Source organism: Mesorhizobium sp. M1A.F.Ca.IN.020.04.1.1 (genome assembly GCF_003997315.1).
Lineage (GTDB): Bacteria > Pseudomonadota > Alphaproteobacteria > Rhizobiales > Rhizobiaceae > Mesorhizobium.
The window spans coordinates 17,514-40,657 of the sequence record NZ_RZSN01000005.1 but is presented as its reverse complement, the minus strand read 5'-3'; the positions used below and the strand labels follow the sequence as shown (position 1 = coordinate 40,657).

The window sequence follows — 23,144 nt, the reverse complement described above, 5'->3', positions numbered from 1 at the left end:
CTGCAGGACGCACAGAAGACAACGATCGCTATCGAAGCTGCTCAGGCCACGTTCTTGCCCGCTCTTGCCTGCACGCCCGGGGCGAAAATCTCCTGGTCGACGAAGGTCAGCGCGCGCACGGCGCAGCCTTCGCGGATCAGCGGCAATTCGTTCGGCTCGGTATCGAAGGAGATCGAGTTTGAATGCTGGCCTCCGGCGGTCTGGCCGATCGCCTCGCGCAGCGCCGGCTCGATCAGGTCAAAGGCGGCGGCGCTGACGCCGACCATGGCGACCGGCGCCGGGTCGATCAGCGCGAACAGGCTGCCAAGGCCGAAGCCCAGCGCCTCGCCGGCCCGGCGATAGGCCTCGCGCTCCGGGCCATCCGTCTCGCGCGCCTTGGCGGCGAGCGCCCGCATGTCGGCGTCGCCGACATCGACCGGCTCGGCGTCCTCGCTCATCTTCATGGCGCTGCGCCAGATGGCGTAGTTGCCGGCATAGGCCTCGACGCAGCCGCGGCGTCCGCAACGGCAAAGCGCGCCGCCCGGGCGATGGATCATGTGGCCGAACTCGCCGCCGGAAGAATGCGTGCCGGTGAACAGCTCGCCCTTCAGCACCAGGCCCATGCCGATGCCGTGCGAGAGCAGGATGGCGATGAAATTGTCGCGATAGCGGTCGGGATCGCGCCACTGCAGCGCCACCGCCATCATGTTGCAGTCGTTTTCCATGGTGGCCGGAATGCCGAATTCCTTTTCCAGGATGTCGGCGAAGGGAATGTCGGTCAGCGGCGTGATCGGCGACCATAGCATGGCGCGGGCATGGGAATCGGTGATGCCCTGGATGCCCATGGCGATGCGGGCGACGCTGCCGACGTCGAGGTCCGGGTCGTCCAACCGGCGCCGCACGATCGCCAAGCATTCGCCGATCAGCTCGTTGCGCGGCATGGTGAGGGTATCGAGGCGGCGCTGCTCCTCGGCGATGACCTGGCCCGCATAATCGATAACGGCGACCGAGAGGAAATTGAGCGACAGCACCACCGTCACCACCGCCGCCGCCTCAGGCTTGAGCGCGAGGCCCACCTGTGGCCGGCCGCGCTTCAGAGACGCGGTCTCGCTCGGCTTGCTCTCGGCCAAGACGCCTTCCTGGATCAGGTCGGAAGAGATCGCCGAAATGGTCGAATGGCTGAGCCCGGTGGTCGCGGCGATTTCCGTGCGCGACGGCTGGCCGGCCCGGCGCACGGCCGAGAGCACCATGGCGCGGTTGCGCCGGCGCAGATCGTCGTGGCGGATTCCGACCGACATTTTTGTCTCCTCCCAGTCAGCGCGGCCTCTCGATCATGCACAGGACTCGGCGACGCGCCAGATCGGTTCAGTCCCGCACGCCGGCACCCGAACCGTCCTGGTCTTACAAGTTTCGGTGGACCGGGCTGCGCCTCCTCCCGAACTGTTCCGCGATAGTGGCAGAAGCGGTCGGCACTGTCATTATTTATTGCGGGTCTCGAAAAAAGTACGTGACCACCTCAAAAACCGTCAGAATTGCAGTTGACAGCGCTTTAGCGTTGGATCAGTATTTTTTCGAGGCTCGAAAAAAAGCCTCATCGCCTTCGGGCCAGTCTGGGTCGCGCCGCGAGGGGCGCAGGGAGGATATCATGAAGAGATTCGCAGCCGCCATTCTGGCGGGCGTCGCCATGTCGTTGACGTTGGCGTCGGTCGCACAGGCGAAGGACAAGGTGATCGGCGTTTCGTGGTCCAATTTCCAGGAAGAGCGCTGGAAGACCGACGAAGCGGCGATGAAGAAGGCGATCGAGGCCGCCGGCGACAAGTACATATCCGCCGACGCACAGTCCAATCCAGGCAAGCAGCTGACCGACGTCGAAAGCCTGATCTCGCAGGGCGCGAATGCGTTGATCATCCTGGCGCAGGACGCCTCCGCCATCGGGCCGGCGGTGCAGAAGGCACTCGACGAAGGCATTCCGGTCGTCGGCTACGACCGCCTGATCGAGAACAAGGACGTGTTTTATCTGACCTTCGACAACAAGGAAGTCGGCCGCATGCAGGCCCGCGAGGTGTTCAAGGCCAAGCCCGAGGGCAATTACGTCTTCATCAAGGGCTCGGGCGCCGACCCGAACGCCGATTTCCTGTTCTCCGGCTCGATGGAAGTGCTGAAGGAAGCCATCGACAGCGGCAAGATCAAGAATGTCGGCGAGGCCTATACCGATGGCTGGCTTCCCACCAATGCGCAGAAGAACATGGAGCAGTTCCTGACCGCCAACGACAACAAGGTCGACGCGGTGGTGGCGGCCAATGACGGCACCGCCGGCGGCGTCGTCGCGGCTCTGACGGCGCAAGGGCTGGCCGGCACCGTTCCGGTCTCGGGCCAGGACGGCGACCATGCCGCGCTCAACCGCATCGCGCTCGGCACCCAGACGGTGTCGGTGTGGAAGGACGCGCGCGAGCTCGGCAAGCACGCCGCCGAGATCGCCTCGCAGCTCGCCGACGGCAAGAAGATGACCGACATCGCGGGCGCCAAGGACTTCACGACGCCTGGCGGCAACACCGTCAAGTCGCTGTTCCTGACCCCGGTCGCGATCACCAAGGATAATCTCAACCTCGTCATCGACGCGGGTTGGATCAAGAAGGATGAAGTCTGCGCGGGCGTTGCCGCCGGCAGCGTCGCGGTCTGCAACTAAGCTGGCCGTCAAGTTCAAACGCAGCGCCGCGGCCCGACAGCCGCGGCGTTTCTCCAAAGGCTTTCGGGCGTACTGAAGCCGGAGACCATTGGGGCAGTTCACTGTCCGGCAGGATCGCCGAACTGCTACAGCCGTTTGTTTCCGCGCAATTCCAGGCGGCCACGCACTTTTCCTGGAATTGCTCTAGCATCGTGGTCCGGCATCCGCGCCAGACGGCAAGCCGGTGGGAGGAGATCATGACCGATACGACCTCTGATACGCCGGCCAACCCGCCGGCGGATCGCGCGCGGGCTTCCGAACTGAGCACCGTCGGGCGCTTCCTCAAGGCGACCGAGCTCGACACCCGCATGCTCGGCATGGTCGGCGCGCTGCTGATCATCTGGATCGGCCTGCATGTCATCTCGAGCCTGCGGCTCGGCGTCAATCCGCTCGATTTCGACAGCCGAACGTTCCTGACGCCGCGCAACCTGTGGAACCTGTCGGTGCAGACCTCGGCCGTGGCCATCATGGCTTCCGGCATGGTGCTGGTCATCGTCATGCGCAACATCGACCTCTCCGTCGGATCCGCCGAGGGTTTGATCGGCATGGTGATGGGCTTTGCCCAAGTGCATTTCCTGGTACGAATGGTTGAGCTCGAGCTTGGCAATCCCTGGATCTGGGTGCTGGCACTGTTGATCGGCCTGGCGCTCGGCCTGCTGATCGGCGCCTTCCAGGGCTTCGTCATCGCCTATCTCGAAGTGCCAGCCTTCATCGTGACGCTTGGCGGGCTGCTGGTCTGGCGCGGTGCTGCCTGGTGGGTCACCAGCGGCCAGACGGTGGCGCCGCTCGATGCCACCTTCCAGCTGATGGGCGGCGGACCAGCCGGCTCGATCGGCGCCAAATGGAGCTGGATCGTCGGCGCCGTCGCCTGTGTTGCCGTGGTGTTTGCGCTGTTCAACGGCAGGGTGCAGCGCAAGCGCTTCCGTTTCCCGCTGCGTCCGATCTGGGCCGAGACGCTGCTCGGCGCGGTCACCTGCGCGGTCATCATGGGCGCGGTGTGGCTGGCCAATTCCTATCCCTGGCCGGTCGGCATCGTGAACCGCTACGCCGCCGCCAACAACATCACGGTCCCCGAAGGCGGCCTGTTCATCGCCCACGGCATCGCCATTCCGGTGCTGATGGCGATCGCCGTCGGCCTCGTCATGACTTTCATCACCAAGCGCACTCGCTTCGGCCGCTATGTCTTTGCCATCGGCGGCAATCCGGAAGCGGCCAACCTTGCCGGCATCAACACGCGCTGGATCACCATGAAAGTGTTCATGATCATGGGCGTGCTGGCGACGATCGCCGCGGCGATCTCGTCGGCGCGGCAGAATTCGTCGACCAATGCGCTCGGCACGCTGGACGAGCTCCTGGTCATCGCCGCGGCGGTCATCGGCGGCACCTCGCTCGCCGGCGGCTCGGGAACCGTGCTCGGCGCTATGCTCGGGGCGCTGCTGATGCAGTCGCTGCAGTCCGGCATGGTGCTTCTCGGCGTCGATTCGCCGCTGCAAAGCATCGTCGTCGGCGCCGTGCTGGTCATCGCGGTCTGGCTCGACACCATCTACCGCAAGCGGGTGTGAAGGAGGCAGCATCATGGCAGACGAGAACGCTCCCGCCGGCGCCGCGCTGGTCGACATGCGCAACATCTCGATCGCCTTCGGCGGCATTCGCGCGGTCGACGACGCCTCCATCGATCTCTTCCCCGGCGAAGTGGTGGCGCTGCTCGGCCACAACGGCGCCGGCAAGTCGACGCTGATCAAGATACTGTCCGGCGCCTACAAGCGCGATGCCGGGCAGATCTTCGTCAACGGCGAGGAGGCAGCAATCTCCAACCCGCGCGACGCCAAGAAATACGGCATCGAGACGATCTATCAGACGCTGGCGCTTGCCGACAATGTCGACGCCGCCGCCAATCTTTTCCTCGGCCGCGAGCTGATGACCGCCTGGGGCACGCTGGACGACGTCGCCATGGAGGCCGAAGCGCGCAAGGTGATGGGCCGGCTCAATCCGCGTTTCCAGCGCTTCAAGGAGCCGGTGATCAAGCTGTCCGGCGGACAGAGGCAGTCGGTGGCGATCGCGCGCGCGATCCTGTTCAACGCGCGAATCCTGATCATGGACGAGCCGACGGCAGCGCTCGGCCCCCAGGAGACGGCCCAGGTCGGCGAACTGGTGCGGCAACTTAAGGCCGACGGCATCGGCATCTTCCTGATCAGCCACGACATCCATGACGTGTTCGAGCTGGCGGACAGGGTCTGCGTCATGAAGAACGGCCAGGTCGTCGGTACGGCGCGCACCAGCGACGTGACCCAGGACGAGGTGCTCGGCATGATCATTCTGGGCAAGTGCCCGCCAGGCGCCATGCCAGGCCCGGGAGCGCTGAAAATCGCGGCCTAAGACTATAAATTGGTTGGCTAATTTGCGACTTGTTTGATGAGCCAATCGCGGCGTTGGGTTGGCCTTGCCATTGTATTGGCGCGGAGACTTGCCCATAAAGGTGGCCAACCATCCATGGGCCGCACCCTGCATTGAAAAAGCTTTTCCCGATCGTCGCCTTCATCGCCGTCGCGCTGATCAGCCTGACGATGGCGGGGTTCGCCTATTTCGCGACCCAGGAGGCGGCACGCATCAAGTTCGAGGGAACCGCCGACGATGCGCTCAACCGCATCGAGAGCCGCATCGACCTGCATCTGTCGCTGCTGCGCTCGACCCAGGCGCTGTTCGATGCTCGTAACGGCGATATTACGCGCGGCGAGTTCAAGGCCTTCCTCACCGCGCTCGACATCGACGACAATTTCGCCGGACTGCGCGGCATCGGCTTCCTGAGGCTGGCCAAGGCCGGCGACGAGGCCACGCTCGAGCGCGACATCTTGCGCGCTCGCGGTTCGGCCCACCCGGTCTATCCGGCAATCACGCAGCAGCAATGGCGCACGCCCATCGTGCTTTTCGAGCCGCTCGATACCTCCAACCAGTCGATCATCGGCTTCGACATGTTCAGCGACCCGGCACGGCGGGCTGCAATCGAGAAGGCCATGGCCGACGACCAGCAGCATGCCAGCGGGCTCGTTCAACTTGGCCAGGGACAAGGGCTGGAGCAGACCTTCCCCGGATTTCTGGTCTTCGTGCGGCTGAACGTGGAAACGGCCCCGGACGTCATCGATGCCAGCCGCTCCTCGACCGCCGGCTTCCTCTACGCCTCCTTCCGCGCACGCGATCTGTTCCAGGTGGCGCTCAGCAAGGCTCCGCTGCTGCCGGTCAACGTCGAAATCTTCGACGGCCAGCCGGGTGCCGGCAATCTCCTGTTCCGGTCGGAGGCGCCGCCGGCCGAATCGCTCGGCGGAAAGCTGCTGGCGCGCCGGGATATCGTCGTGGCCGGCCGACCCTGGACTGTCCTGTTTCGGCCGACGAGCGCTTTCGCGCTGCCTTCCTCGCGCGCTATTCCCGTGATGCTCGGTCTGTTCGGCCTGCTGCTCGCCGGGGCGATCGCCTTGGTGGCCCGCTATCAGGAGCGCGCCTACGAGGCGAAGTCGCTGCTGCATGAGGCGACGGAGAAGAGCCTGCTGGAAAAGGAGCTGATCCTGCAGGAGATGAAGCACCGCATCAAGAACTCGATCACCAGGGTGCTGGCGATCGCGCGGCAGACTGCTTCGCAGGCCACGGACGTGAAGGAGTTCTCGGCATCATTCTCGGCGCGGTTGCAGGCGATGGCCGCGTCGCAGGACATGCTGACACGCTCGCGCTGGCAGAAAGCGGACCTCGGCGACCTGCTGCGCACCGAGCTTGGGCAGGTGTTCGGCAAAGAGCTTTCCGAAGGCATATTGTCGGGGCCGGAAGTGCTGCTTGACGAGACGACGACGCAAGCGCTCGGCCTGACCTTCCACGAGCTTGCCACCAACGCGCTGAAATATGGCGAGGCCGGCAACTCGGTGGGCGCCCTGAAGGTCGATTGGCGGGTCGAAGGACGTGGCCGGGAGCGGACGCTGGTGCTCGATTGGCGCGAGGCCGGGCAAAAGAAACTGGAGCCGCCGGCAAAGACCGGTTTCGGCACCAAGCTGATCGATCTCAATGTCACGCGCGAATTGCGCGGTAGGATCAAGCGCGACTACCGGGCCGACGGGCTTAAAGTGGAAATCCGAATACCTCTGCCAGGCTGAGCGCCCGTCAGTCAGGGTCCAACGAGGATCTACCCGGGGACCGCTGGTCGGGCCCCCGGGTAGATGACTGTGTCTCGCGGAAAATCAGTTGCAGCGGGCCTTGTATCTCGTGCCGTCAGAGCGGCGATACACGCAATAGCCATTGCGCAGGTTGCGAACCAACAGGCCGGACCCGGCGCCCACAGCCGCGCCGATCAGCGCGCCCCTGCCGCCGCCGACCAGGCCGCCGACGCCGGCGCCGATCAGGCCGCCCCCGACGACATCCTGCTCGGTCGTGGTGCAGCCGCTGACGGCGACCACGGCAACCATGGCAATGATCATTTTCCGCATAAATAGCTCCTCGCTTTTGTCCTCACTTTTGGCAGTGCCAACCGCCGTTTAGCACGAAAAAACGGGCTTTGCCTGCCCGATCTTGTTATTGCTGAAGAGAGTGTCTTACGGGCGTGCGCCGTTTGACGCGACAAGCGCGCCGGAAGTTTCCAGCGACGCGACGAGCCTGCCGTCGGGACGCACGGTCCACAGCAGTTGATCGTAGTCGTCTTCAAGTGCCGGATCGACGGCAAGGCACTCGCCCATGACACGCGGCGTGCGCCCCTGCAGGTCGCCCAGCGCAAACGGCCGTTCGGCGATGCAGGCCTCGAAAGTCTCGAAGACGCTGACCGGCACCGACAATTCGCGGCAATCGGTCATGGTGTCCGAGCAGCCAATGACGAGGAGCAAGGCGGCGATGTGTTCCACGGGTCCTCCCGCCGCAAAGAACGATTGTTGCCGCTCAAAAGTTCCTGCTCGGCGGAGTCGGCGCGCAATGGCGCGTGCCCTTGGCGCCGGCCGGCTGCTCGATTGGAAAGATCAGGCCAGTTGCCAGGCCACCGCCAGCACGAGAGCAGCAACAAGCGCGACGGCGCCGAGGCGAAGCGATGGATGGGAGGAACGGGGCGAGGGCCGTGCTTCGGTGTCCTGGAAGCCGCTCATCGAGACGCGGGCGGCCTGCTCCAGCCTGTTCATATCGGCAATCATCATTCGGTTCCTCCCAAATCGCGGTGTGATTGCGCGGCTGGGTTTGCTCCGTCGCGAGTGGTTCAGCGCCTGACGGGATCGCCGATCCGCTCCAAGGTTTTACGCAACTCGGAAGGGCATGGCGCGCTATCCTGGAGTTGCTTCTGCCGGGGAACACAATCGGATTTTATGGTGAATGGCAGGTTAACGCCTCTCCGGCGGCTGTCTGTTGCCCAAGACGTGGTTATTCATTCTATCTCGAAATTGCCGCGCGGGATGGTCAGGCGATATTCGAGACGATCGTCGTCGATATCGAGACTGGCGGAGCCGTTCAGCGACGTCGGCACGACGCGTTCGAGGGCGACGCTGCCAAAACGATTTTCGGTGCGCCGACCGGCGCCGATCCTTTCTGTCCAAATCAGCAAAAGGCCAGGCGAAGTCTCGCTGCCGGCCGCGATCCTGGCGCTTACCCTGATCCGTCCGTCAGGCTGCGACAGGGCGCCGTAGCTTACCGAATTCACGGCCAGCTCGTGCATGGCCAGTCCGATATGAAGGGCAGCGTTCGGATTGAGGTAAGGGTTCTCCCCATCGAAACGCAGGCTGCGACTTGGATCGGCGCTATAGCGGCCGACCTGGCCGGACACGAGCTCACGAAGCGCCGCTCCCCGCCAGTTGGAGGATGTCACCAGATCCTGAGACGAGGCGAGCGACTGGATACGGCCGCGAAAGTGCGTCAGAAAATCGCCGAGCGTCTCCGAGTAGCGTCCGGTCTGGGTGGCTATGCTCTGGATGATGGCCAGAAGATTCTTCGAGCGATGGCTGACCTCTCGCAGCAGCGTCTTCAGCGTCTGCTCGCGGCGCTTCTGCTCCGTCGTCTCGACCATGGTGGTGACGACGCCCTGAACCTCGCCGGAGTCGCTGCGATCGGCATCGATCCAGACATGGAACCAGCGCACGCCGTCACTGTCGGAAATGCCGAGCTCGATGCGATCCGGGTTGCCGGTTTCAATCACCTTGCGCTTGGCTGCGCCTATGCGCTCGGACTGCGCGGGGGAAAGCGCACCCTTGCCCTCGGCCGTCTCGCAGGCCCACGGGGCGCGCATGTTGCGCGCCCAGACGGTCTTCATTTCACGATCCTGGTAGAGGACCGAAATTCCAGCATTGTGGAGCGCGTGGAGTAGCGCGCGACCCACCTGCATCCCGCTTTCCGCCGGATGCATCGCGATCACTTCGTCGCTGCGCTCTTGCGTATAGTCCTTCTCTGAGGCCTTGGAACGCATTCGATACTTCCCGCATCCAGGCGCGAACGGCTTACGAGGATTGCTGCCCCGGTCTTGACCTACTGATGCTTATGCTGCCCAAAAGCGGTCCGCCGGACGACATCCTTTTGGGGACATCGCCCGGCGGTGGCTGGAAACCGTTTGAGGGGTGCGGCTTCCAGTGTTCGGCACTCCCCCTGGTCAGGTTCTCCTGACGAGGCCGGCGATGAGTGAGATCACCAGGAAAGCAAGGAAGACGAAGAACAATATCTGCGCGATGCCAGCCGACGTGCCGGCGATGCCGCCGAACCCAAGCGCGCCGGCGATGATCGCGACCACAAGAAAAACGAGCGCCCAGTACAGCATGATATCTCTCCTTCTAACGTCCTGGAAAAAACGTGGCTGGATGGCGTTTGTTCCACCATTTGCGGAAAAAGACGATCCCCTGAAAACGCTTCACGGATGGGACTCCGCGCCGCATCGTGCGAGGCGCGGGCGCCTCGCATGAGACCTCAATGATCGGACATGCGGTCAGGCCGCGGCTTTCGCCTGCCGGTCGAAGAACAGCGCCTGACTGATCAGGGCCTTCACCATGTCTGGATTGAAGGGCTTGGTCACCAGAAACGCCGGTTCGGGACGCTCGCCGGTCAACAGGCGCTCAGGGAAAGCGGTGATGAAGATCACCGGCACCGGCGTCGAGGACAAGATCTCGTTGACCGCCTCTATGCCCGAACTGCCATCGGCGAGCTGGATGTCGGCCAGCACCATTTTCGGACGCGTCTTGCCGAAAACGGCGACCGCCTCGGCGTGCGTGCGGGCGGTGCCGACAACGCGATGGCCGAGGCTTTCGACCATCTCCTCGATGTCCATGGCGATCAGCGGCTCGTCCTCGATGATCAGCACGTCGGTGGCGACCTGGCGGGAAATCTCGCTGCTTGCCTGGGCAAGCAATTCGGAGAACTCCTGTTCGTCGGCATCGAGGATTTCCGCCGCTTCATCCTCGCTGAAACCCTCTACGGCGACCAGCAGGAAAGCTTGCCTCGGCCGCGGCGCGATTGCGTTCAGATTGGCGGCCGCCCGCTGCTCCCAAGCTGTCTGCGCATGCTCTTGCGGCACGCGGATCGCAATCGAAGTGAAAAGCCTGGCAAAGACCTTGTACAGCGCAATGCGATCGCTCGATGCCTTAGGGAAAACTTCGGTGTCGGCGATGATGGCCTCCAGCATCGCAGCAACCAGGGCGTCACCGCTTTCCTGCGATCCCGACACGGCGCGCGAGAAACGGCGGAGGAAAGGCAGGTGAGGAGCGATGGTTGCGGACAGGCTCATATTTGACGTCTCCCTCAGATGACGTTGTTGCATTGCAAAGCTAGACTAACCAACGTCGGCTTTCTGAAAAAGTTCCGCCGAGCAGGGAACTAAATTAGGAAGCGGGCGTTTCCGGCTGTGGGATGGGCAACCAGACAAGGGTGCCGCTTGCGTCGTGATCTATGGTTTTAAAGCGGTTTCAGGTGCTGGGACTTAGGGCAAACATGAAAGAAATGTCAAAGAATTCAATAACTGGCGCCCTGAGCAGGCACCGGAACGGGGGTAGCAGTCCGCTCGGACCGAACTCCGAAATCGCCCGCAAACTCAAGCAATATTACGACGAGCTGGTCTCCGATCAGGTGCCGGATCGCTTCGCTCAGTTGCTCAGCCAGCTGGAAAAGGCCGAACCCGCCGAGAAAAAGGACTGAGACATGGCGGCGGTCTCCCAGAGCTTCAAGACCGAGCTGCTCGGCGCGATCCCAAGCCTGCGCGCCTTTGCGGTGTCGCTGACGCAGAATGCCGACAAGGCGGACGACCTTGTCCAGGAAACCCTGGTCAAGGCGTGGGACAAACATGAGAGTTTCCAGCCGGGCACCAACCTCAAGGCCTGGCTGTTCACCATCCTGCGCAACGAATTCTATTCGCAGATGCGCAAGCGCGGTCGCGAGGTGCAGGACAGCGACGGCATCATGACCGCCAGGCTCGCCGTCCACCCGGCCCAGCATGGCCAGCTCGATCTCAAGGATTTTCGCGGCGCGCTGGAGCAGCTGCCGGAGGATCAGCGCGAAGCGATCATCCTGATCGGCGCGTCCGGCTTTTCCTACGAAGAGGCGGCGGAGATCTGCGGCTGCGCGGTGGGCACGATCAAGAGCCGGGTCAGCCGCGCGCGCGCCCGGCTGCAGGACATCCTGAAGATTTCTGGCGAGGACGAATACGGCCCCGACGCGATCTCGGCGCAGGTGACAGGATCAAACGCCGCCTGACACGGACCTCCGGCTCTTCGACGCTACGTCGTCACGCCGCTTTCGCGCGCCTGCAGGCGAGCGCCAGGGCCTGGATCAGATCGTCTCCCGAGTAGGGCTTGGTGACCAGCTTAATCTCGGGAAAAGAGCCTTCGAGATCCTCGGCGTCGGAGTAGCCGGACGCGAAGACGAATGGAATGCCTGCGCTGCGCAGCCGCTCGGCGAAGTCGAGTGTCGAGGTGCCGCCGAGCATCAGGTCGACGATAGCGGCGTCGAACCAGGAAAACCCATCCCGCAGGTCGATTTCAGCCAGGTCGCCAACAATCGTGACCTCGGCGGCCCCTTGGTCGCGGCATAGTTGCTCGACATCCATCGCTATCAGGAATTCGTCTTCCAAGACCAGGATACGCAATCCGTCTAGCAATGGGGGCACGTGGCGGCGACTCCTATAAGGCTGCAGTCATGCGCGGTATTCGGCGCTCTGTCATTTAAAAAAGACATGACCGGCGATGCATTGCGTGAGCGGCGGAACCTCGGTCCGGGTGAAGCGTTTGTATTCGCCCGATCGGGGCAGGGGTTTCGAAGAGGGGTCGAAATGTCCGGCCAGAGCGCATATTCCCTTGCCACCCGCCAATATCCTTGCGGCAAATGCCCGTTGCGGCCGTTGCCAGTCTTTCGCGAATTCGAGAGCCAGGAGCTGTTGTTCGTCAGCGGCTTCAAGAAAGGAGAGCTTGCGGTCGACAAGGGGGCGACCGTGCTGGTCGAAGGCAGCCACAGCGCGCATCTCTACACCATACTTTCAGGCTGGGCATTCCGCTACAAGCTGTTGCCCGACGGGCGGCGGCAAATCCTCAATTATTCCATGCCCGGCGATCTCATCGGCCTGCAAGGCAGCCTGATGGGCGAGATGCAGCATTCCGTCGAGGCCTTGTCGCCGATGCTGCTGTGCGTCTTCGAGCGCGACCAATTGCACGAGCTTTACCGCAACTACCCGGGCCTGGCCTATGACATCACCTGGATGGCGTCGCGCGAGGAGCGCATGCTCGATGAAAACCTGCTGAGCATCGGTCGCCGTTCCGCGCTTGAGCGCACCGCCTATCTTGTCGCCTTCATCTCCAGCCGTGCCCGGGGGGCGGGCCTGAACGGCAAGCGGCCGGTGCAGATCCCGATCACGCAGCAGCATATCGCCGATACGCTCGGCCTTTCGCTGGTGCATACCAACAAGACGATCCGCAAGCTGATGGACCGTAAGCTGATCATTTGGCGTGACGGTGGTTGCGAGGTTCTCAGCCATGAGGGGCTGACGGAGTTGGCCGGCTGGCAAGGTTTGGGTGAGGAGCGCAGACCGCTGATCTGACGACGAGCCGGACCGGCAGAACGGAACCCCGGTCTCGGCCAAGCGTTGAAATGGAAGCAAACATAAGGAGTTACGCAATGGCGACCGCCGCAGGCAGATCCGCAACAGACACTCCCCCCAGCGCCGACCTCGAAGCCGACATCCGGCAGTTGAAGGCCGATATCGAAGAGCTCACCAGGCAATTGGCCAAGACCCGGGACGACAGTTACGGGGCAGCGCGCCGCGCGGCCGCCGAAGGCGTCGAGCAGCTGCGCGCGCACGGCGAGGCAGCGTTCGAAAGCATGCGCGGAAGCGCTCAGGATTTGGAAGCGCAGTTGATAGCCAGCGTTCGCGAAAAGCCGGTGACGTCGCTGGCGATTGCGGCGGGAGTAGGTTTCCTGTTCGCGCTGCTGTCGCGCCGCTAGCAGCCCTCATATGGGGACGCTGGTTTCGCTTATTTCCGGCCTTGCTTCCGGCGAGGCGGTGGCGGCCTTGCAAAGAGCGCGGCTGACCGCAATCCTCTACGGACTTGCCGGTGTTTTTGCCCTGTGCGGCGTCGGTTTCCTCATCGGCGCGGCCTATATCTGGCTGGCGGCGCGCTACGGGCCGCTAGCGACCAGCCTCGGCTTCGGCATCGGCTTCCTGGTGATCGCCGGGCTGATTGTCGTGATCCACAAGTTGACAACCAGCATGCGGGCGCGGCGGCGCGCGCGAAGGCGAAAGGCCGACATGACGGCGGTTGGCGTAACCGCGGCGCTCGCGTTGCTCCCGGCGCTCGCGAAAAGCAAGGGCGGCCTGGGCACGCTTCTCGCGCCCGCGATCGCGCTCGCCGCCTACGCCATCTACCGCGAGAACGTGAAGGCTGGGCCTCGAGAAAAGGATCGCAGCGAAACGCCATAGGCGCGGCAAGCCGGTCGTGGCGGCCGACCGTTGCCGGATGATTGGGAACTTTCGCGGAAAGGGTCCGTTACCCGACCATGCCGTGCTCGGCGTGCCCGCCCCCACACCTGGAGACCGACCATGCCCAAGACCGTTCCTGAAAACGAAGCCCGCCAGGGGCATTGGGGCTGGCATGCGCTCAGGATTCTCGTCGCCGGGCTGCTGCTGGTATTCATCGCCTGGGGCGTAGCCGAGATTTATGGCGTGCTGATCAAAGAGCCGAGCACCGAGCAGCAGCACGTCCCACAACCTCCAGGGACCGAGCAGGCGCCTGCTCCCAGCGGTCAAACGCAGTAGTTTTGGAGTCTTGGCTCCATTCAGGCTGCCTTTGCCTGCGCGCTGCTTCTAGGGACCAGCACGTTAAGGGTCGCTGGATGGATTTCGACCGTGGTTTCGCGTTCCAGCTTGACCAACTCTCCGTCCATCACCGCCTTGAACTTTGTCGGCGAGGAATGAATTTTCAGCACGGCCTTGTCAGCCTGGTGGATCTCGACATGTTCGCTTTGGCGCCACCGGCCGCGCAGCATGGCAAGCAGCAATTTTACCAAGTCACGGCGCCGGCGCGCAACGCTGACATAGATGCCAAGCACGCCGCCGGCCGGATTGTCCGCATAAGGCAGATGACCCTCGCCGAACAGGTTGTTGCTGATGCCAATTCCGGTCGCGCGGGTGATGATGTCGGTCTTGCCGATGGTCAAGGTCACCTTGAGGGTGCGCGGGTTCTTGATCGTTGCCCATGCGGCGCGAACCGACGCCCGCATCTTTCCCAGCCGCGAGCCAAAATCCATCTTCTCGCGGAGCTGGACCATTCTGGCATGCATGCCGATTGAAAATTGATGCACGAAGGGATGGCCATTCGCGGTCGCCATATCGACCGCCTTGACCTCGCCGTCGGTAAAGGCCTTCAAGGCGGCTTCCAGTGTCTGGGGGATGCCAAGGCTGCGCGCGAAAAGGTTCATCGTACCAGCCGGCAATATGGCCAACGCCTTCTTCGTGTTCATCAGAAGCGAGGCGGCGGTGGACACCGTTCCGTCGCCGCCTCCGGCGAGCACGACATCGACGTTGCGCCTGGCTATGGCCTTTTCCAAAGCCGTAGCGATTTCGCCGCCCGCAACGATGTCGATCTGAACCGAATGGCCAGCCGCTTCCAGAAGCTCGCGGACCCGGTCGGCAAAGGCTGCAACATCGGTCGTGCGCAGGGTGCCCCCGTCCTTGTTCAGCACCGCAGCAAACCGCATGCCCCTCTCCGTCCTGCTATTGTGGGCCAAAAACGAGCTCTCAGCCGGAGGCTGAAACGGAAAGGGGCCGCCGAAGGTTCCGCGTCAGCGAGCAAGTCAAGCGCCGTGGACGAGCGCCGTTTGGAACAAGGCTCCCCTCACGACGTTGTGAAATCGTGGAATATTGCCGCGCTCGCCCTTGCCCTGTGCGAGGCCGCTAACGCGGCGCGTAGGAAATCAGGCACGAGGAGAGACGATCATGATCCGCACTCTTTTTGCAACGACCGCGCTTGCAACCCTCCTAGCAACCGGGGCCTTTGCGCAGAACACAACGCCTGCACCGGCGCAGGCGCCCGCCACCGAAACCCCCGCGCCCGCCGCCGAGACCCAAGCTCCAGTAGTACGTGCAGACGGGGCGCTGATGACCAATATCATCGGTGAATCCGTCTATAATGGGACCGGCGACGATGCCGAAGACATCGGCAAGGTCGACGACGTCGTGTTCGATGCAAGCGGCAACGTAAAATCCGTCATCATCGGCGTCGGCGGATTTCTTGGCGTCGGCACCAAGGATGTCGCCTTCGATTACAACAAGCTGGAATGGGCCGAGAAGAACGGCGACCGCTGGCTCGTAGCGAAGACGACCAAAGACGAGCTGAACGCACAGGCGGCCTTCGATCGCAAGGCCTATGATCCGGCCCCGGCGCAAACGACCGATGCAACGCAGCCTGCGACCACCGACACCGGAACGGCGCAAGCGCCCGCGCAGCCGGCCCAGCCGGTAGAGAAGGCTGAAGGCAATCTCGCCACCAACATCATGGGCGAGTCGGTCTATAACGGAACCGCCGACGACGCCCAAAAGATCGGTGACGTCAACGACATCGTTCTTGCCAAGGACGGCAAGGCCGAATCCCTCGTGATCGGCGTCGGCGGCTTCCTGGGCATTGGCGAGAAGAACGTTACCTTCGACTTCGCCAAGGCCAAATGGGCGGAGAAGAATGGCGATCGCTGGTTGATCGCCGAGACGACGAAGGAAGAGCTGGAGGCTCAGCCGGACTTCAACCGCAAGGCCTATGATCCGGCGCCGGCCGCAGCCACCACGGCTTCGAACACTGCTCCGGCAACGACCACCCCTGCCGTGACCTCGTCCGACACCACGGCCGACAAGGAGGCCAAACCGGCTCAGCCGGCCCAGACGACGGCTGAGACCAAGCCCGCGGCGCCGGCTGCGAATACGACGGCTGAGAACAAGCCGGCCGATACCGGCACAGCCGCCACCGACACGACCAAGACAGCCTCGATCGACAAATCGACGTTGAACGAAATGCCGATGGGCAACATCAGAGTCGACGACCTGAAGGGCACCACGGTATACGGCGCCAACGATGTCGAGATCGGCGAGATTGGCGATGTCGTGCTGACGCCCGACAACAAGCCGGATGCGGTGGTTATCGATGTCGGCGGTTTCCTCGGCATCGGCGAGAAGGAAGTCGCCCTCGGCATGGATAAGCTGAAGTTCATGACCGACAAGGACGGCAACAAGTATCTCTACACCAACTTCACCAAGGAGCAGTTGGAGGCGCAGGCAGCCTACGACAAGAGCTCCTATGCCGCAAACCGCGACAAGCAGAGGATGGTCCTGCAGTAAGGGACCAGGCAGCGGGCAGCAGGCAGCAGGGAATACGCGTTTCGCTATTCCCTGCTGCCTGCTGTCTTGCTCACGTGGCCGGCCACTCCGTCCTTTGTCAGCTCCGCCAGCGCGAGTGATTGGTCGAGATGGTTGGCGCGCCAGGTGAGCATCTTCTCGGCGAGTTCCACGCGCACCGGCAGATAGGCGGGGTCGTGCGCGACGTTGCTCAACTCGTCCGGATCGCTAGCCAGGTCGAAGAGAAGCGGCGGCAGGCCGCCGCCGAAATGGACATATTTGAAAGCCTCGGTGCGAAGGACGGCAAGGTTGCAGTCGCGTGAGCCGATGCCGAAATGCCGCTCGGCTTCGCCGTCGGCGACCGAGCGGAAATCGAATTCCCAGTGCGCCGCGTCGCGCCAGTCGGCCGGCTCCTCGCCGTCGAGCCAGGACGCCAGCGACCTGCCGTCGAGGTGCGGTTCGGGTGCTGCGCCGATCAGGTCGAGCAAGGTCGGGAAGACGTCCACCGCCTCGGTGAAACGATCGATGGAAGCGCCGGCCGCTTCTGTCCGGCGCGGATCGCGCACGATCAGCGGAATGTGGTAGCTGGCGTCGAAGAAGCCGCCTTTGCCAAGCATGAAGTGGTCGCCCATCATCTCGGCATGGTCGGAGGTGAGCACAACCACAGTGTCATCCCAACTGCCGGCCGCCTTCAGCGCTTCCCAGATGCGGCCGAGCTGCGCGTCGAGCTCGGAGATCATGCCGTAGTAAAGCGCACGGATCCGGCGGAAATTCTCCTCGCTCCAATCCCGCACCGTGCCCTCGGCGCCGGGAACGAACTTCGTCCGCTTCTGCAGGCCAAGATCGTATGCGAGGTAGGGGTGGCTTTGCGCCTCGGCCTGCCAGTTCGCCGCGCGCCGGAAAGCGGGGCCGTCGGCCGGGTCGTACATGGTGTTGTAGGGCTGCGGCACGATGAAAGGCGGGTGCGGGCTGATGAAGGAGATGTGCCCCAACCACGGCGCCGCCTGCTCCTGTTCGCCAAGCCAGCGGATGAATTCGCCGGCCAGGAAAGCCGCCGGCGTCTGGTCCTTCGAATAGACCGGCGGCGCGTTGCTTACATCATCGCCGACCTTGCCCTGCTTGCCAGCCGGACGATGGATGCCCGGTATCCCGGTGCTCGTGTCGATGCCTTGCGTCCGCAGCCAGGACAGCCACTGCTTCTGATGTTCGGGCAGCAACTGCCGGACGCTGAAGCCGGGCAGCACGCCTTCATAACTCCTCAGCCGCGGATCGCCGGCCGCAAGCCGGCGCGGATCCGGCGCAACATCGGTATAACCGAACAGCGTGGGGTCATAACCCACCGCGCGTGCGGAAAGCGCGATGTTACCGTGGCGGGCGTCGAGCGGCGAGCCGTTGCGGCAGACCCGGTTGTTCATCTGATAGAGGCCGGTGTAGAGGCAGGCGCGCGCCGGCGAGCAGGGCGCCGCTCCACCGTAGTGGCGCCGGAACAGCACGCCCTCGGCCGCGAGCGCATCCACATGCGGCGTTTTCACCACCGGATGTCCCGCCGCCGACAGACAATCGCCGCGCCACTGGTCGCAGGTGATGAGAAGAACATTCGGGCGACTCACTCGGTTGTCCAAACTCTTCTCCTCAAGACGGTGCGCCCGCTCATGGAGCCGAAATTTCCCGATCGGCGCAAGGAGGCAGTTTCATCAATTGGTGAACATCGGTCTTATGGTCGTTCACTTTTGTGATACAGTCCATTCTGAGTTTGGTCGCTTTGCCGGGCCCGGCGCTATCCTCATATTGCGGTGGACAGCGGCAAGGGCCGCAGCAAGGATAGGGAAGGAGCAAGACCATGCTCAATCAGATCAAGGGCCTGCATCACGTTACCTCGATGGCAAGCGATGCGCGCCGCAACAATGAGTTCTTTACCAAGAAGCTCGGCCTGCGCCGGGTGAAGAAGACCGTCAATTTCGACGCACCGGACGTCTATCACCTCTACTATGCCGACGAGTTCGGCACGCCGGGCTCGGTGATGACCTATTTCCCGTTCCCCGACATCGGCAAGGGCCGGCATGGGGTGGGTGAGGTCGGCACCACCGTCTTCTCAGTGCCGGAAGGCACGCTCGGCTATTGGGAAAAGCGCTTCGCCGACGAGGGCGTCAGCGGTGTTGGCCGCAGCGAAAGCTTCGGCGAGAAGCGGCTTGCCTTCACGGGCCCCGACGGCGACAGTTTTGCGCTGGTCGAAGACAAGGCCGACGGCAGAGCGCCCTGGGTGAAGGGCGGCGTCCCCGCCGATGAGGCGATTCGCGGCTTCCACTCGGTCGCGCTGAGACTGAAGGACGGCGGCGCCACCGAGGAGCTGCTGAAGTTCATGGGCTATGAAGAGGTCGACAAGTCCGGCAACGTCCGCCGGATGGCGATCAAGAACGGCAATGGCGCCGACGTCGTCGACATCGAATCGCTGCCGGGCGCCGGCTTTGCCAATCTCGGCGCCGGCTCGGTGCACCATGTCGCCTTCGCGGTCGAGAATCGCGCGCGGCAGCTCGAAGTGCGCAAGGCACTTGTCGACACGGGTTACGGCGTGACGCCGGTCATCGATCGCGACTATTTCTGGGCGATCTATTTCCGCACGCCGGGCGGCGTGCTGTTCGAGGTGTCGACCAACGAGCCGGGCTTCAACCGCGACGAGGACACCGCGCATCTCGGCGAGGCGCTGAAGCTGCCGACGCAGCATCAGCATCTGAGACCCTATCTCGAACAGCATCTCCAGAAGCTGGAAGACTGACGCCATGAGCAAGGACGCCTACATCCACAAAGTGCTGCCCGGTTCGCCGGGCAGCGCGCTGTTGTTCATCTTCCACGGCACCGGAGCTGACGAGAACCAGCTTCTGTCCTTCGGTCGCGAGCTCGCGCCTTCGGCGACGTTAGTCTCGCCGCGCGGCGATGTGTCGGAGCAAGGTGCCGCCCGTTTCTTCCGCCGCACCGGCGAAGGCGTCTACGACATGGACGACCTCGCGCGGGCGACGGCCAAGATGGCCGGCTTCGTCAAGGCGCATGTCGAGGCGGCAAAGCCCTCGGCAGTGTTCGGCCTCGGCTATTCCAACGGCGCCAACATCCTGGCCTCGGTGGTGTTCGCCGAGCCAGGACTGTTCGATGCCGCGGCGCTGATGCATCCGCTGATCCCGTTCGAGCCGCAGGTGCAGGGCAGCCTTGCCGGGCGCCGCATCCTGATCACGGCCGGCAGGCGCGACCCGATCTGCCCGCCGAACCTGACAACGCGGCTGGAGGCCTATTTGCGCGCCGAGGGGGCCGATGTCACAGTGGAATGGCACGACGGCGGGCACGAGGTGCGGCCGAATGAAATCGAAGCGGCGCGGCGGCTCTTTGCCCTCTCGCTCGTCGGCGCAGGAGGCAAGAAAAATGGCTGACCAGCTGCCTGAGATCGAACTGGAAGATCGCGGCTCCAAGGGTCGCTACCTGCTGCGCGGACCAGGCGGCGCCGAGGCCGAAATGACCTTCACCAAGGTCGGCGAGCACCAGCTCATCATCGATCACACCGAGGTGCCGGATGTCTTTCGCGGCCAGGGCGCCGGGCTTCGCCTGGTAGCCCGCGCCGTCGAGGACGCGCGCGCGGCGGGCAAGAAGATAATCCCGCTCTGCCCCTTCGCCAACGCCCAGTTCCGCCGCCATCCGGAATGGGCCGACGTGCTGAAATAGTAGCACTTGTCTTCCCCTTCTCCCCCGGGGAGAAGGGCCGCGAAGCGGCCGGCTGAGGGAGTTCCAGGGCAAACCGACGTCTCACTCCGCTGCAGCGCCCCGAACCGTCTCGGCGCTGCGCGCCGATCCATCGCCGCCGGGGGCGAGCGACGCGTCTCGCCCAGCCATAAATGCGAACACGCGTCTGGCATTTGCGCAGTTCGGCCATCTTGCCTAATTAGACAGATCACCTGGGATTCTCCCGCCCCGATCCGCCACCTCAAAAAAGCGAATGGCCTGATGACCGAATCCGACCTCATTCCCGTTTTCGACGGCCACAACGACACGCTGCTGAGGCTCTACCAGTCGAACGAAGCGGATGTCGAAAAGCTGTTCATCGAGGGCACGCCGGGCGGTCACATCGACATGCCGCGCGCCAAAAAGGGCGGTTTTGCCGGCGGCATGTTCGCCATCTTTCCGCCGCCGATCGAAAAGACCAAGCGCAGCGCCGTGCCGCCGGCGCCGAGCGACAACGAACCACTGCCGCCGGAACTGCCGCGCGCCGAGGCGGTCACGTCGACCATCGGCATGGCCTCGATCCTGTTCAGGCTCGAGCGCGCCGGCGCGCTCACCGTCTGCCGCAGCGCCGGTGATGTGCGCGAGGCGATGGCGAATGGCTCGATCGCCGCGGTGTTCCATATCGAAGGCGTCGAGGCGATCGATCCCGAGCTTGCCATGCTCGACGTGCTCCATGCCGCCGGGCTCCGCTCGCTGGGAATCGTCTGGAGCCGGCCGAACGCCTTCGGCAACGGCGTGCCGTTCCGCTTTCCCTCGTCGCCCGATACCGGGCCGGGCCTGACCGACGCCGGCAAGGCGCTGGTCAAGGCATGCAACCAGCTCAGGATCATGATCGACCTCTCGCATCTCAACGAGAAGGGTTTTCGCGATGTCGCCGCGCTCAGCGATGCGCCGCTGGTCGCGACCCACTCCAACGTGCATGCGATCTGCGGCCATTCGCGCAACCTCACCGACTGGCAGCTCGGCGCGATCCGCGAAACGGGCGGCATGGTGGGCCTGAACTTCGCCACCGGCTTCCTGCGCGAGGACGGCCGCATGAATGCCGACACCAGCCTCGACATCATGCTGCGCCACATCGAGTCGCTGTTGCAGGCGCTGGGCGAGGACGGTGTCGGTCTCGGATCCGATTTCGACGGTGCCATGATCCCGGCGGTGATCGGCGACGTGGCAGGCCTGCCGAAGCTCCTCGATGCGCTCGCCGCTCGCGGCTTCGGGCGCGCGCTGATCGAGAAGATCGCTTATCGGAATTGGCTGCGTGTCCTTGAAAGGACGATCGGATAAAGTGACAATCTTGGACGTTCGGAATTGGGCCAGAACGCTCCCCCAATGTCGTCATCCTAGGGCGAAGCAGGAGCGCAGCTCCGTCGCGCTGCGGGCTTACGCACCCAAGCGCTTAAGCCATTCCTTGCCGACACCGCGGTCGCGGATGATCGGCAAGGGGTCTTCATGGTCGAGCCGAGCGCAGATGCGGTAGACCTCCAGCGTGTCGGCATCCATCTCGCCGCGCTTGAAGAAGAACATCGCCGCCGCATAGCGGGTGCGGCCGGACCACATCTCGCCGAGCGGCGTGTTGACCAACTGCCACTGCTCGGCCGCTTCCGCCTCCGCGTCCAGCCTGTCCGCATCCCCTTCCACGTCAAAAATCCGCCGGCGGGTTGGCGGTGCGGCGGTCGAGCTTGATGAACGGTCGCGGCACCACTTTCGCCCGCTTCATCAGCTTCTGGTACCGCAGCTCGCGCAAGGCGTAGATCTCGACCCAGAGGTCGTCGACGACCCTATCGCCGTAAGGCCGTTGCAAGGAGGCGATGGCGATGTTGCGCTTGGCCATGGGCGACCACATCGCCGCGCTGACGAGCCCGACCTCCCGGCTCTTCTTCCAGTAGACGATGGCGTGCTCGGCCGGGATGTTGCCTTCGATCTCCAGCCCGACCAGCACATGGCGCAGCTGCTTCTTCGCCCGCGCTTCGAAGATGGGGCGGCGGCCGTTGAAGTGGCCTTTGTCCGGATCGACCATGAAGCCGAGGCCGATCTCGTCCGGCATGCGCAGGCGGTCGGCACGGATGGCGTGCTCGGCAGTGGTGAAGTCGGCATTGGCGACGATCAGCCCGGCTTCGAGCCGGGCGCGATTGAGCGCCGTGTAGCCGATGGCGCGGATGCCGCGCACCTCGCCCGCCGCCATCAGCCGGTCCCATAGGCTCAACGCCTTTTCCGCCGGCACGAACAGCTCGTAGCCGAGATCGCCGGTGAAGCCGGTGCGCGAGATCGTGACGGCAGCGCCGTCATGCGCGAAGTCCGCGAGGTCGAAAACCTTCAGCCGCTGGATGCCGGCAAAGCCGGCGTCGCGCAGGATGGCGAAGGAGGTTGGGCCTTGCAGCGCGAGCCCGGCGATCGCTTCGGTTTCTTCCTCGACGCTGACCTCATAGCCGATGGCACTGTCAAGCAGCCAGGGCAGATGCCGCTCCTGCGAGCACAGCCGAAAGCGCGTCGGCGACAGCCGGAACAGCGTGCCGTCATCGAGGACGAAACCCTCGTCGTCGCACCAGGCGGTGTAGTGGACGCGGCCCGGCTTCAGTCTGGTCACGTCGCGCAGCGTGACACGGCCGAGATAGGCTTCGGCGTCCGGACCCTCGATCCGGTATTTCGTCATCGGCGAGATGTCGAAGAGTGCCGCCTGGCTGCGAATGGCAAAATATTCCAGCTCCTCGTCCCAGAGCGAATGCGGCGCGCGGTAGCCGGCCCAATTGTACCAGTCGTTTGTCAGCGCCAGCGCGTCGATGCGCGGCTGGAAAGGTGTGCCGAGCCGAAGCGTGCGGAAGTGGGATTGCGCAAGGGTGCGAGCGGAATTGATTTTCACATGACGGTTCATGTTGGCGTCGTAGAGCGCTG

27 protein-coding genes are annotated in these 23,144 nt (G+C 63.8%); 15 read left to right on the top strand and 12 right to left on the bottom strand.

From position 1 onward, the window contains the following. Positions 1-41: 41 nt before the first annotated feature. On the bottom strand, positions 42-1,277 hold the full coding sequence (locus EOA49_RS02560) for an ROK family transcriptional regulator (RefSeq protein WP_127243037.1): 1,236 nt from the start codon (positions 1,275-1,277) through the stop codon (positions 42-44). A 347-nt stretch (positions 1,278-1,624) separates the two neighbouring features. Between EOA49_RS02560 and xylF the strand changes: the two genes are divergently transcribed. The 4 genes from xylF to EOA49_RS02540 all read left to right on the top strand — a co-directional run bounded on the left by xylF (position 1,625) and on the right by EOA49_RS02540 (position 6,837). Beyond that, positions 1,625-2,665 (top strand): D-xylose ABC transporter substrate-binding protein, encoded by a 1,041-nt coding sequence (xylF, locus tag EOA49_RS02555; RefSeq protein ID WP_127243035.1) that lies wholly within the window; start codon positions 1,625-1,627, stop codon positions 2,663-2,665. Between the two features lie 236 nt (positions 2,666-2,901). Continuing rightward, the gene (locus EOA49_RS02550) at positions 2,902-4,266 is read left to right on the top strand and encodes a sugar ABC transporter permease (protein ID WP_127243033.1); all 1,365 of its coding nucleotides are present in this window, start codon (positions 2,902-2,904) and stop codon (positions 4,264-4,266) included. 13 nt (positions 4,267-4,279) lie between these two features. Further along, positions 4,280-5,080, top strand: a complete 801-nt coding sequence (locus tag EOA49_RS02545; protein WP_095831037.1) for an ATP-binding cassette domain-containing protein — start codon at positions 4,280-4,282, stop codon at positions 5,078-5,080. A 131-nt stretch (positions 5,081-5,211) separates the two neighbouring features. Further along, positions 5,212-6,837, top strand: a complete 1,626-nt coding sequence (locus EOA49_RS02540) for a CHASE domain-containing protein (RefSeq protein WP_127242103.1) — start codon at positions 5,212-5,214, stop codon at positions 6,835-6,837. Between the two features lie 84 nt (positions 6,838-6,921). Here the strand turns inward: EOA49_RS02540 and EOA49_RS02535 are convergent, their stop codons facing one another. The 6 genes from EOA49_RS02535 to EOA49_RS02515 all read right to left on the bottom strand — a co-directional run bounded on the left by EOA49_RS02535 (position 6,922) and on the right by EOA49_RS02515 (position 10,418). Further along, on the bottom strand, positions 6,922-7,167 hold the full coding sequence (locus EOA49_RS02535; RefSeq protein WP_067319279.1) for a YMGG-like glycine zipper-containing protein: 246 nt from the start codon (positions 7,165-7,167) through the stop codon (positions 6,922-6,924). Between the two features lie 105 nt (positions 7,168-7,272). Then, positions 7,273-7,575: a hypothetical protein gene (locus tag EOA49_RS02530; protein ID WP_127242101.1), complete on the bottom strand. Its 303-nt coding sequence runs from the start codon at positions 7,573-7,575 to the stop codon at positions 7,273-7,275. Between the two features lie 111 nt (positions 7,576-7,686). Next, on the bottom strand, positions 7,687-7,857 hold the full coding sequence (locus EOA49_RS32510) for a hypothetical protein (RefSeq protein ID WP_164747034.1): 171 nt from the start codon (positions 7,855-7,857) through the stop codon (positions 7,687-7,689). 224 nt (positions 7,858-8,081) lie between these two features. Next, entirely contained in the window at positions 8,082-9,113 is a 1,032-nt protein-coding gene (locus tag EOA49_RS02525; RefSeq protein WP_127243032.1) for a sensor histidine kinase, read from the bottom strand. 180 nt (positions 9,114-9,293) lie between these two features. Further along, positions 9,294-9,458: a DUF1328 domain-containing protein gene (locus tag EOA49_RS02520; RefSeq protein WP_067002119.1), complete on the bottom strand. Its 165-nt coding sequence runs from the start codon at positions 9,456-9,458 to the stop codon at positions 9,294-9,296. A 165-nt stretch (positions 9,459-9,623) separates the two neighbouring features. Then, entirely contained in the window at positions 9,624-10,418 is a 795-nt protein-coding gene (locus EOA49_RS02515; protein ID WP_067002122.1) for a response regulator, read from the bottom strand. Positions 10,419-10,621: 203 nt separating this feature from the next. Here EOA49_RS02515 and EOA49_RS02510 point away from each other — a divergent pair, with 203 nt between their 5' ends. Both EOA49_RS02510 and EOA49_RS02505 read left to right on the top strand, forming a co-directional pair. Beyond that, a complete protein-coding gene (locus tag EOA49_RS02510; RefSeq protein ID WP_127240687.1) occupies positions 10,622-10,825 on the top strand; it encodes a NepR family anti-sigma factor in 204 nt (67 codons plus the stop codon). Between the two features lie 3 nt (positions 10,826-10,828). Further along, the gene (locus tag EOA49_RS02505; RefSeq protein WP_040973662.1) at positions 10,829-11,380 is read left to right on the top strand and encodes an RNA polymerase sigma factor; all 552 of its coding nucleotides are present in this window, start codon (positions 10,829-10,831) and stop codon (positions 11,378-11,380) included. A gap of 31 nt (positions 11,381-11,411) precedes the next feature. On the opposite strand, the gene EOA49_RS02500 is transcribed toward EOA49_RS02505, so the two are convergent. After that, a complete protein-coding gene (locus EOA49_RS02500; protein ID WP_336618911.1) occupies positions 11,412-11,756 on the bottom strand; it encodes a response regulator in 345 nt (114 codons plus the stop codon). Between the two features lie 198 nt (positions 11,757-11,954). On the opposite strand from EOA49_RS02500, the gene EOA49_RS02495 reads away from it, so the two are divergent. From EOA49_RS02495 to EOA49_RS02480, 4 genes are all read left to right on the top strand, one after another. Beyond that, positions 11,955-12,716 carry a Crp/Fnr family transcriptional regulator gene (locus EOA49_RS02495; protein ID WP_095799844.1) on the top strand — a complete coding sequence of 254 codons (762 nt, stop codon included), beginning with the start codon at positions 11,955-11,957 and terminating at the stop codon, positions 12,714-12,716. 77 nt (positions 12,717-12,793) lie between these two features. Beyond that, entirely contained in the window at positions 12,794-13,120 is a 327-nt protein-coding gene (locus tag EOA49_RS02490) for a DUF883 family protein (RefSeq protein WP_095778215.1), read from the top strand. Between the two features lie 10 nt (positions 13,121-13,130). Continuing rightward, on the top strand, positions 13,131-13,595 hold the full coding sequence (locus EOA49_RS02485) for a phage holin family protein (RefSeq protein ID WP_095782492.1): 465 nt from the start codon (positions 13,131-13,133) through the stop codon (positions 13,593-13,595). A gap of 120 nt (positions 13,596-13,715) precedes the next feature. Further along, the gene (locus EOA49_RS02480) at positions 13,716-13,931 is read left to right on the top strand and encodes a hypothetical protein (RefSeq protein ID WP_067002134.1); all 216 of its coding nucleotides are present in this window, start codon (positions 13,716-13,718) and stop codon (positions 13,929-13,931) included. 20 nt (positions 13,932-13,951) lie between these two features. On the opposite strand, the gene EOA49_RS02475 is transcribed toward EOA49_RS02480, so the two are convergent. Further along, positions 13,952-14,872, bottom strand: coding sequence for a diacylglycerol kinase family protein (locus EOA49_RS02475; protein WP_127240684.1), 921 nt, complete (start codon positions 14,870-14,872; stop codon positions 13,952-13,954). Positions 14,873-15,110: 238 nt separating this feature from the next. Between EOA49_RS02475 and EOA49_RS02470 the strand changes: the two genes are divergently transcribed. Next, positions 15,111-16,499, top strand: coding sequence for a PRC-barrel domain-containing protein (locus EOA49_RS02470; RefSeq protein ID WP_095824026.1), 1,389 nt, complete (start codon positions 15,111-15,113; stop codon positions 16,497-16,499). Between the two features lie 44 nt (positions 16,500-16,543). Here EOA49_RS02470 and EOA49_RS02465 read toward each other — a convergent pair whose 3' ends face one another. Further along, positions 16,544-18,106 carry an alkaline phosphatase family protein gene (locus EOA49_RS02465; protein ID WP_245460491.1) on the bottom strand — a complete coding sequence of 521 codons (1,563 nt, stop codon included), beginning with the start codon at positions 18,104-18,106 and terminating at the stop codon, positions 16,544-16,546. Positions 18,107-18,336: 230 nt separating this feature from the next. Here EOA49_RS02465 and EOA49_RS02460 point away from each other — a divergent pair, with 230 nt between their 5' ends. The 4 genes from EOA49_RS02460 to EOA49_RS02445 all read left to right on the top strand — a co-directional run bounded on the left by EOA49_RS02460 (position 18,337) and on the right by EOA49_RS02445 (position 21,539). Next, on the top strand, positions 18,337-19,269 hold the full coding sequence (locus EOA49_RS02460) for a VOC family protein (RefSeq protein WP_095799849.1): 933 nt from the start codon (positions 18,337-18,339) through the stop codon (positions 19,267-19,269). Positions 19,270-19,273: 4 nt separating this feature from the next. After that, complete coding sequence (locus EOA49_RS02455) at positions 19,274-19,912, top strand: alpha/beta hydrolase (RefSeq protein ID WP_127240686.1); 639 nt, start codon at positions 19,274-19,276, stop codon at positions 19,910-19,912. After that, a complete protein-coding gene (locus tag EOA49_RS02450) occupies positions 19,905-20,201 on the top strand; it encodes a GNAT family N-acetyltransferase (RefSeq protein ID WP_095778179.1) in 297 nt (98 codons plus the stop codon). Before EOA49_RS02455 ends, EOA49_RS02450 begins: the two co-directional genes overlap by 8 nt. Positions 20,202-20,480: 279 nt before the next feature. Beyond that, positions 20,481-21,539 (top strand): dipeptidase, encoded by a 1,059-nt coding sequence (locus EOA49_RS02445; RefSeq protein ID WP_067319258.1) that lies wholly within the window; start codon positions 20,481-20,483, stop codon positions 21,537-21,539. A 96-nt stretch (positions 21,540-21,635) separates the two neighbouring features. On the opposite strand, the gene EOA49_RS02440 is transcribed toward EOA49_RS02445, so the two are convergent. Continuing rightward, complete coding sequence (locus EOA49_RS02440; protein WP_082953643.1) at positions 21,636-21,893, bottom strand: hypothetical protein; 258 nt, start codon at positions 21,891-21,893, stop codon at positions 21,636-21,638. A gap of 1 nt (position 21,894) precedes the next feature. Then, a complete protein-coding gene (locus EOA49_RS02435; protein WP_127240688.1) occupies positions 21,895-23,124 on the bottom strand; it encodes an aminomethyltransferase family protein in 1,230 nt (409 codons plus the stop codon). Between the last annotated feature and the right edge of the window lie 20 nt (positions 23,125-23,144).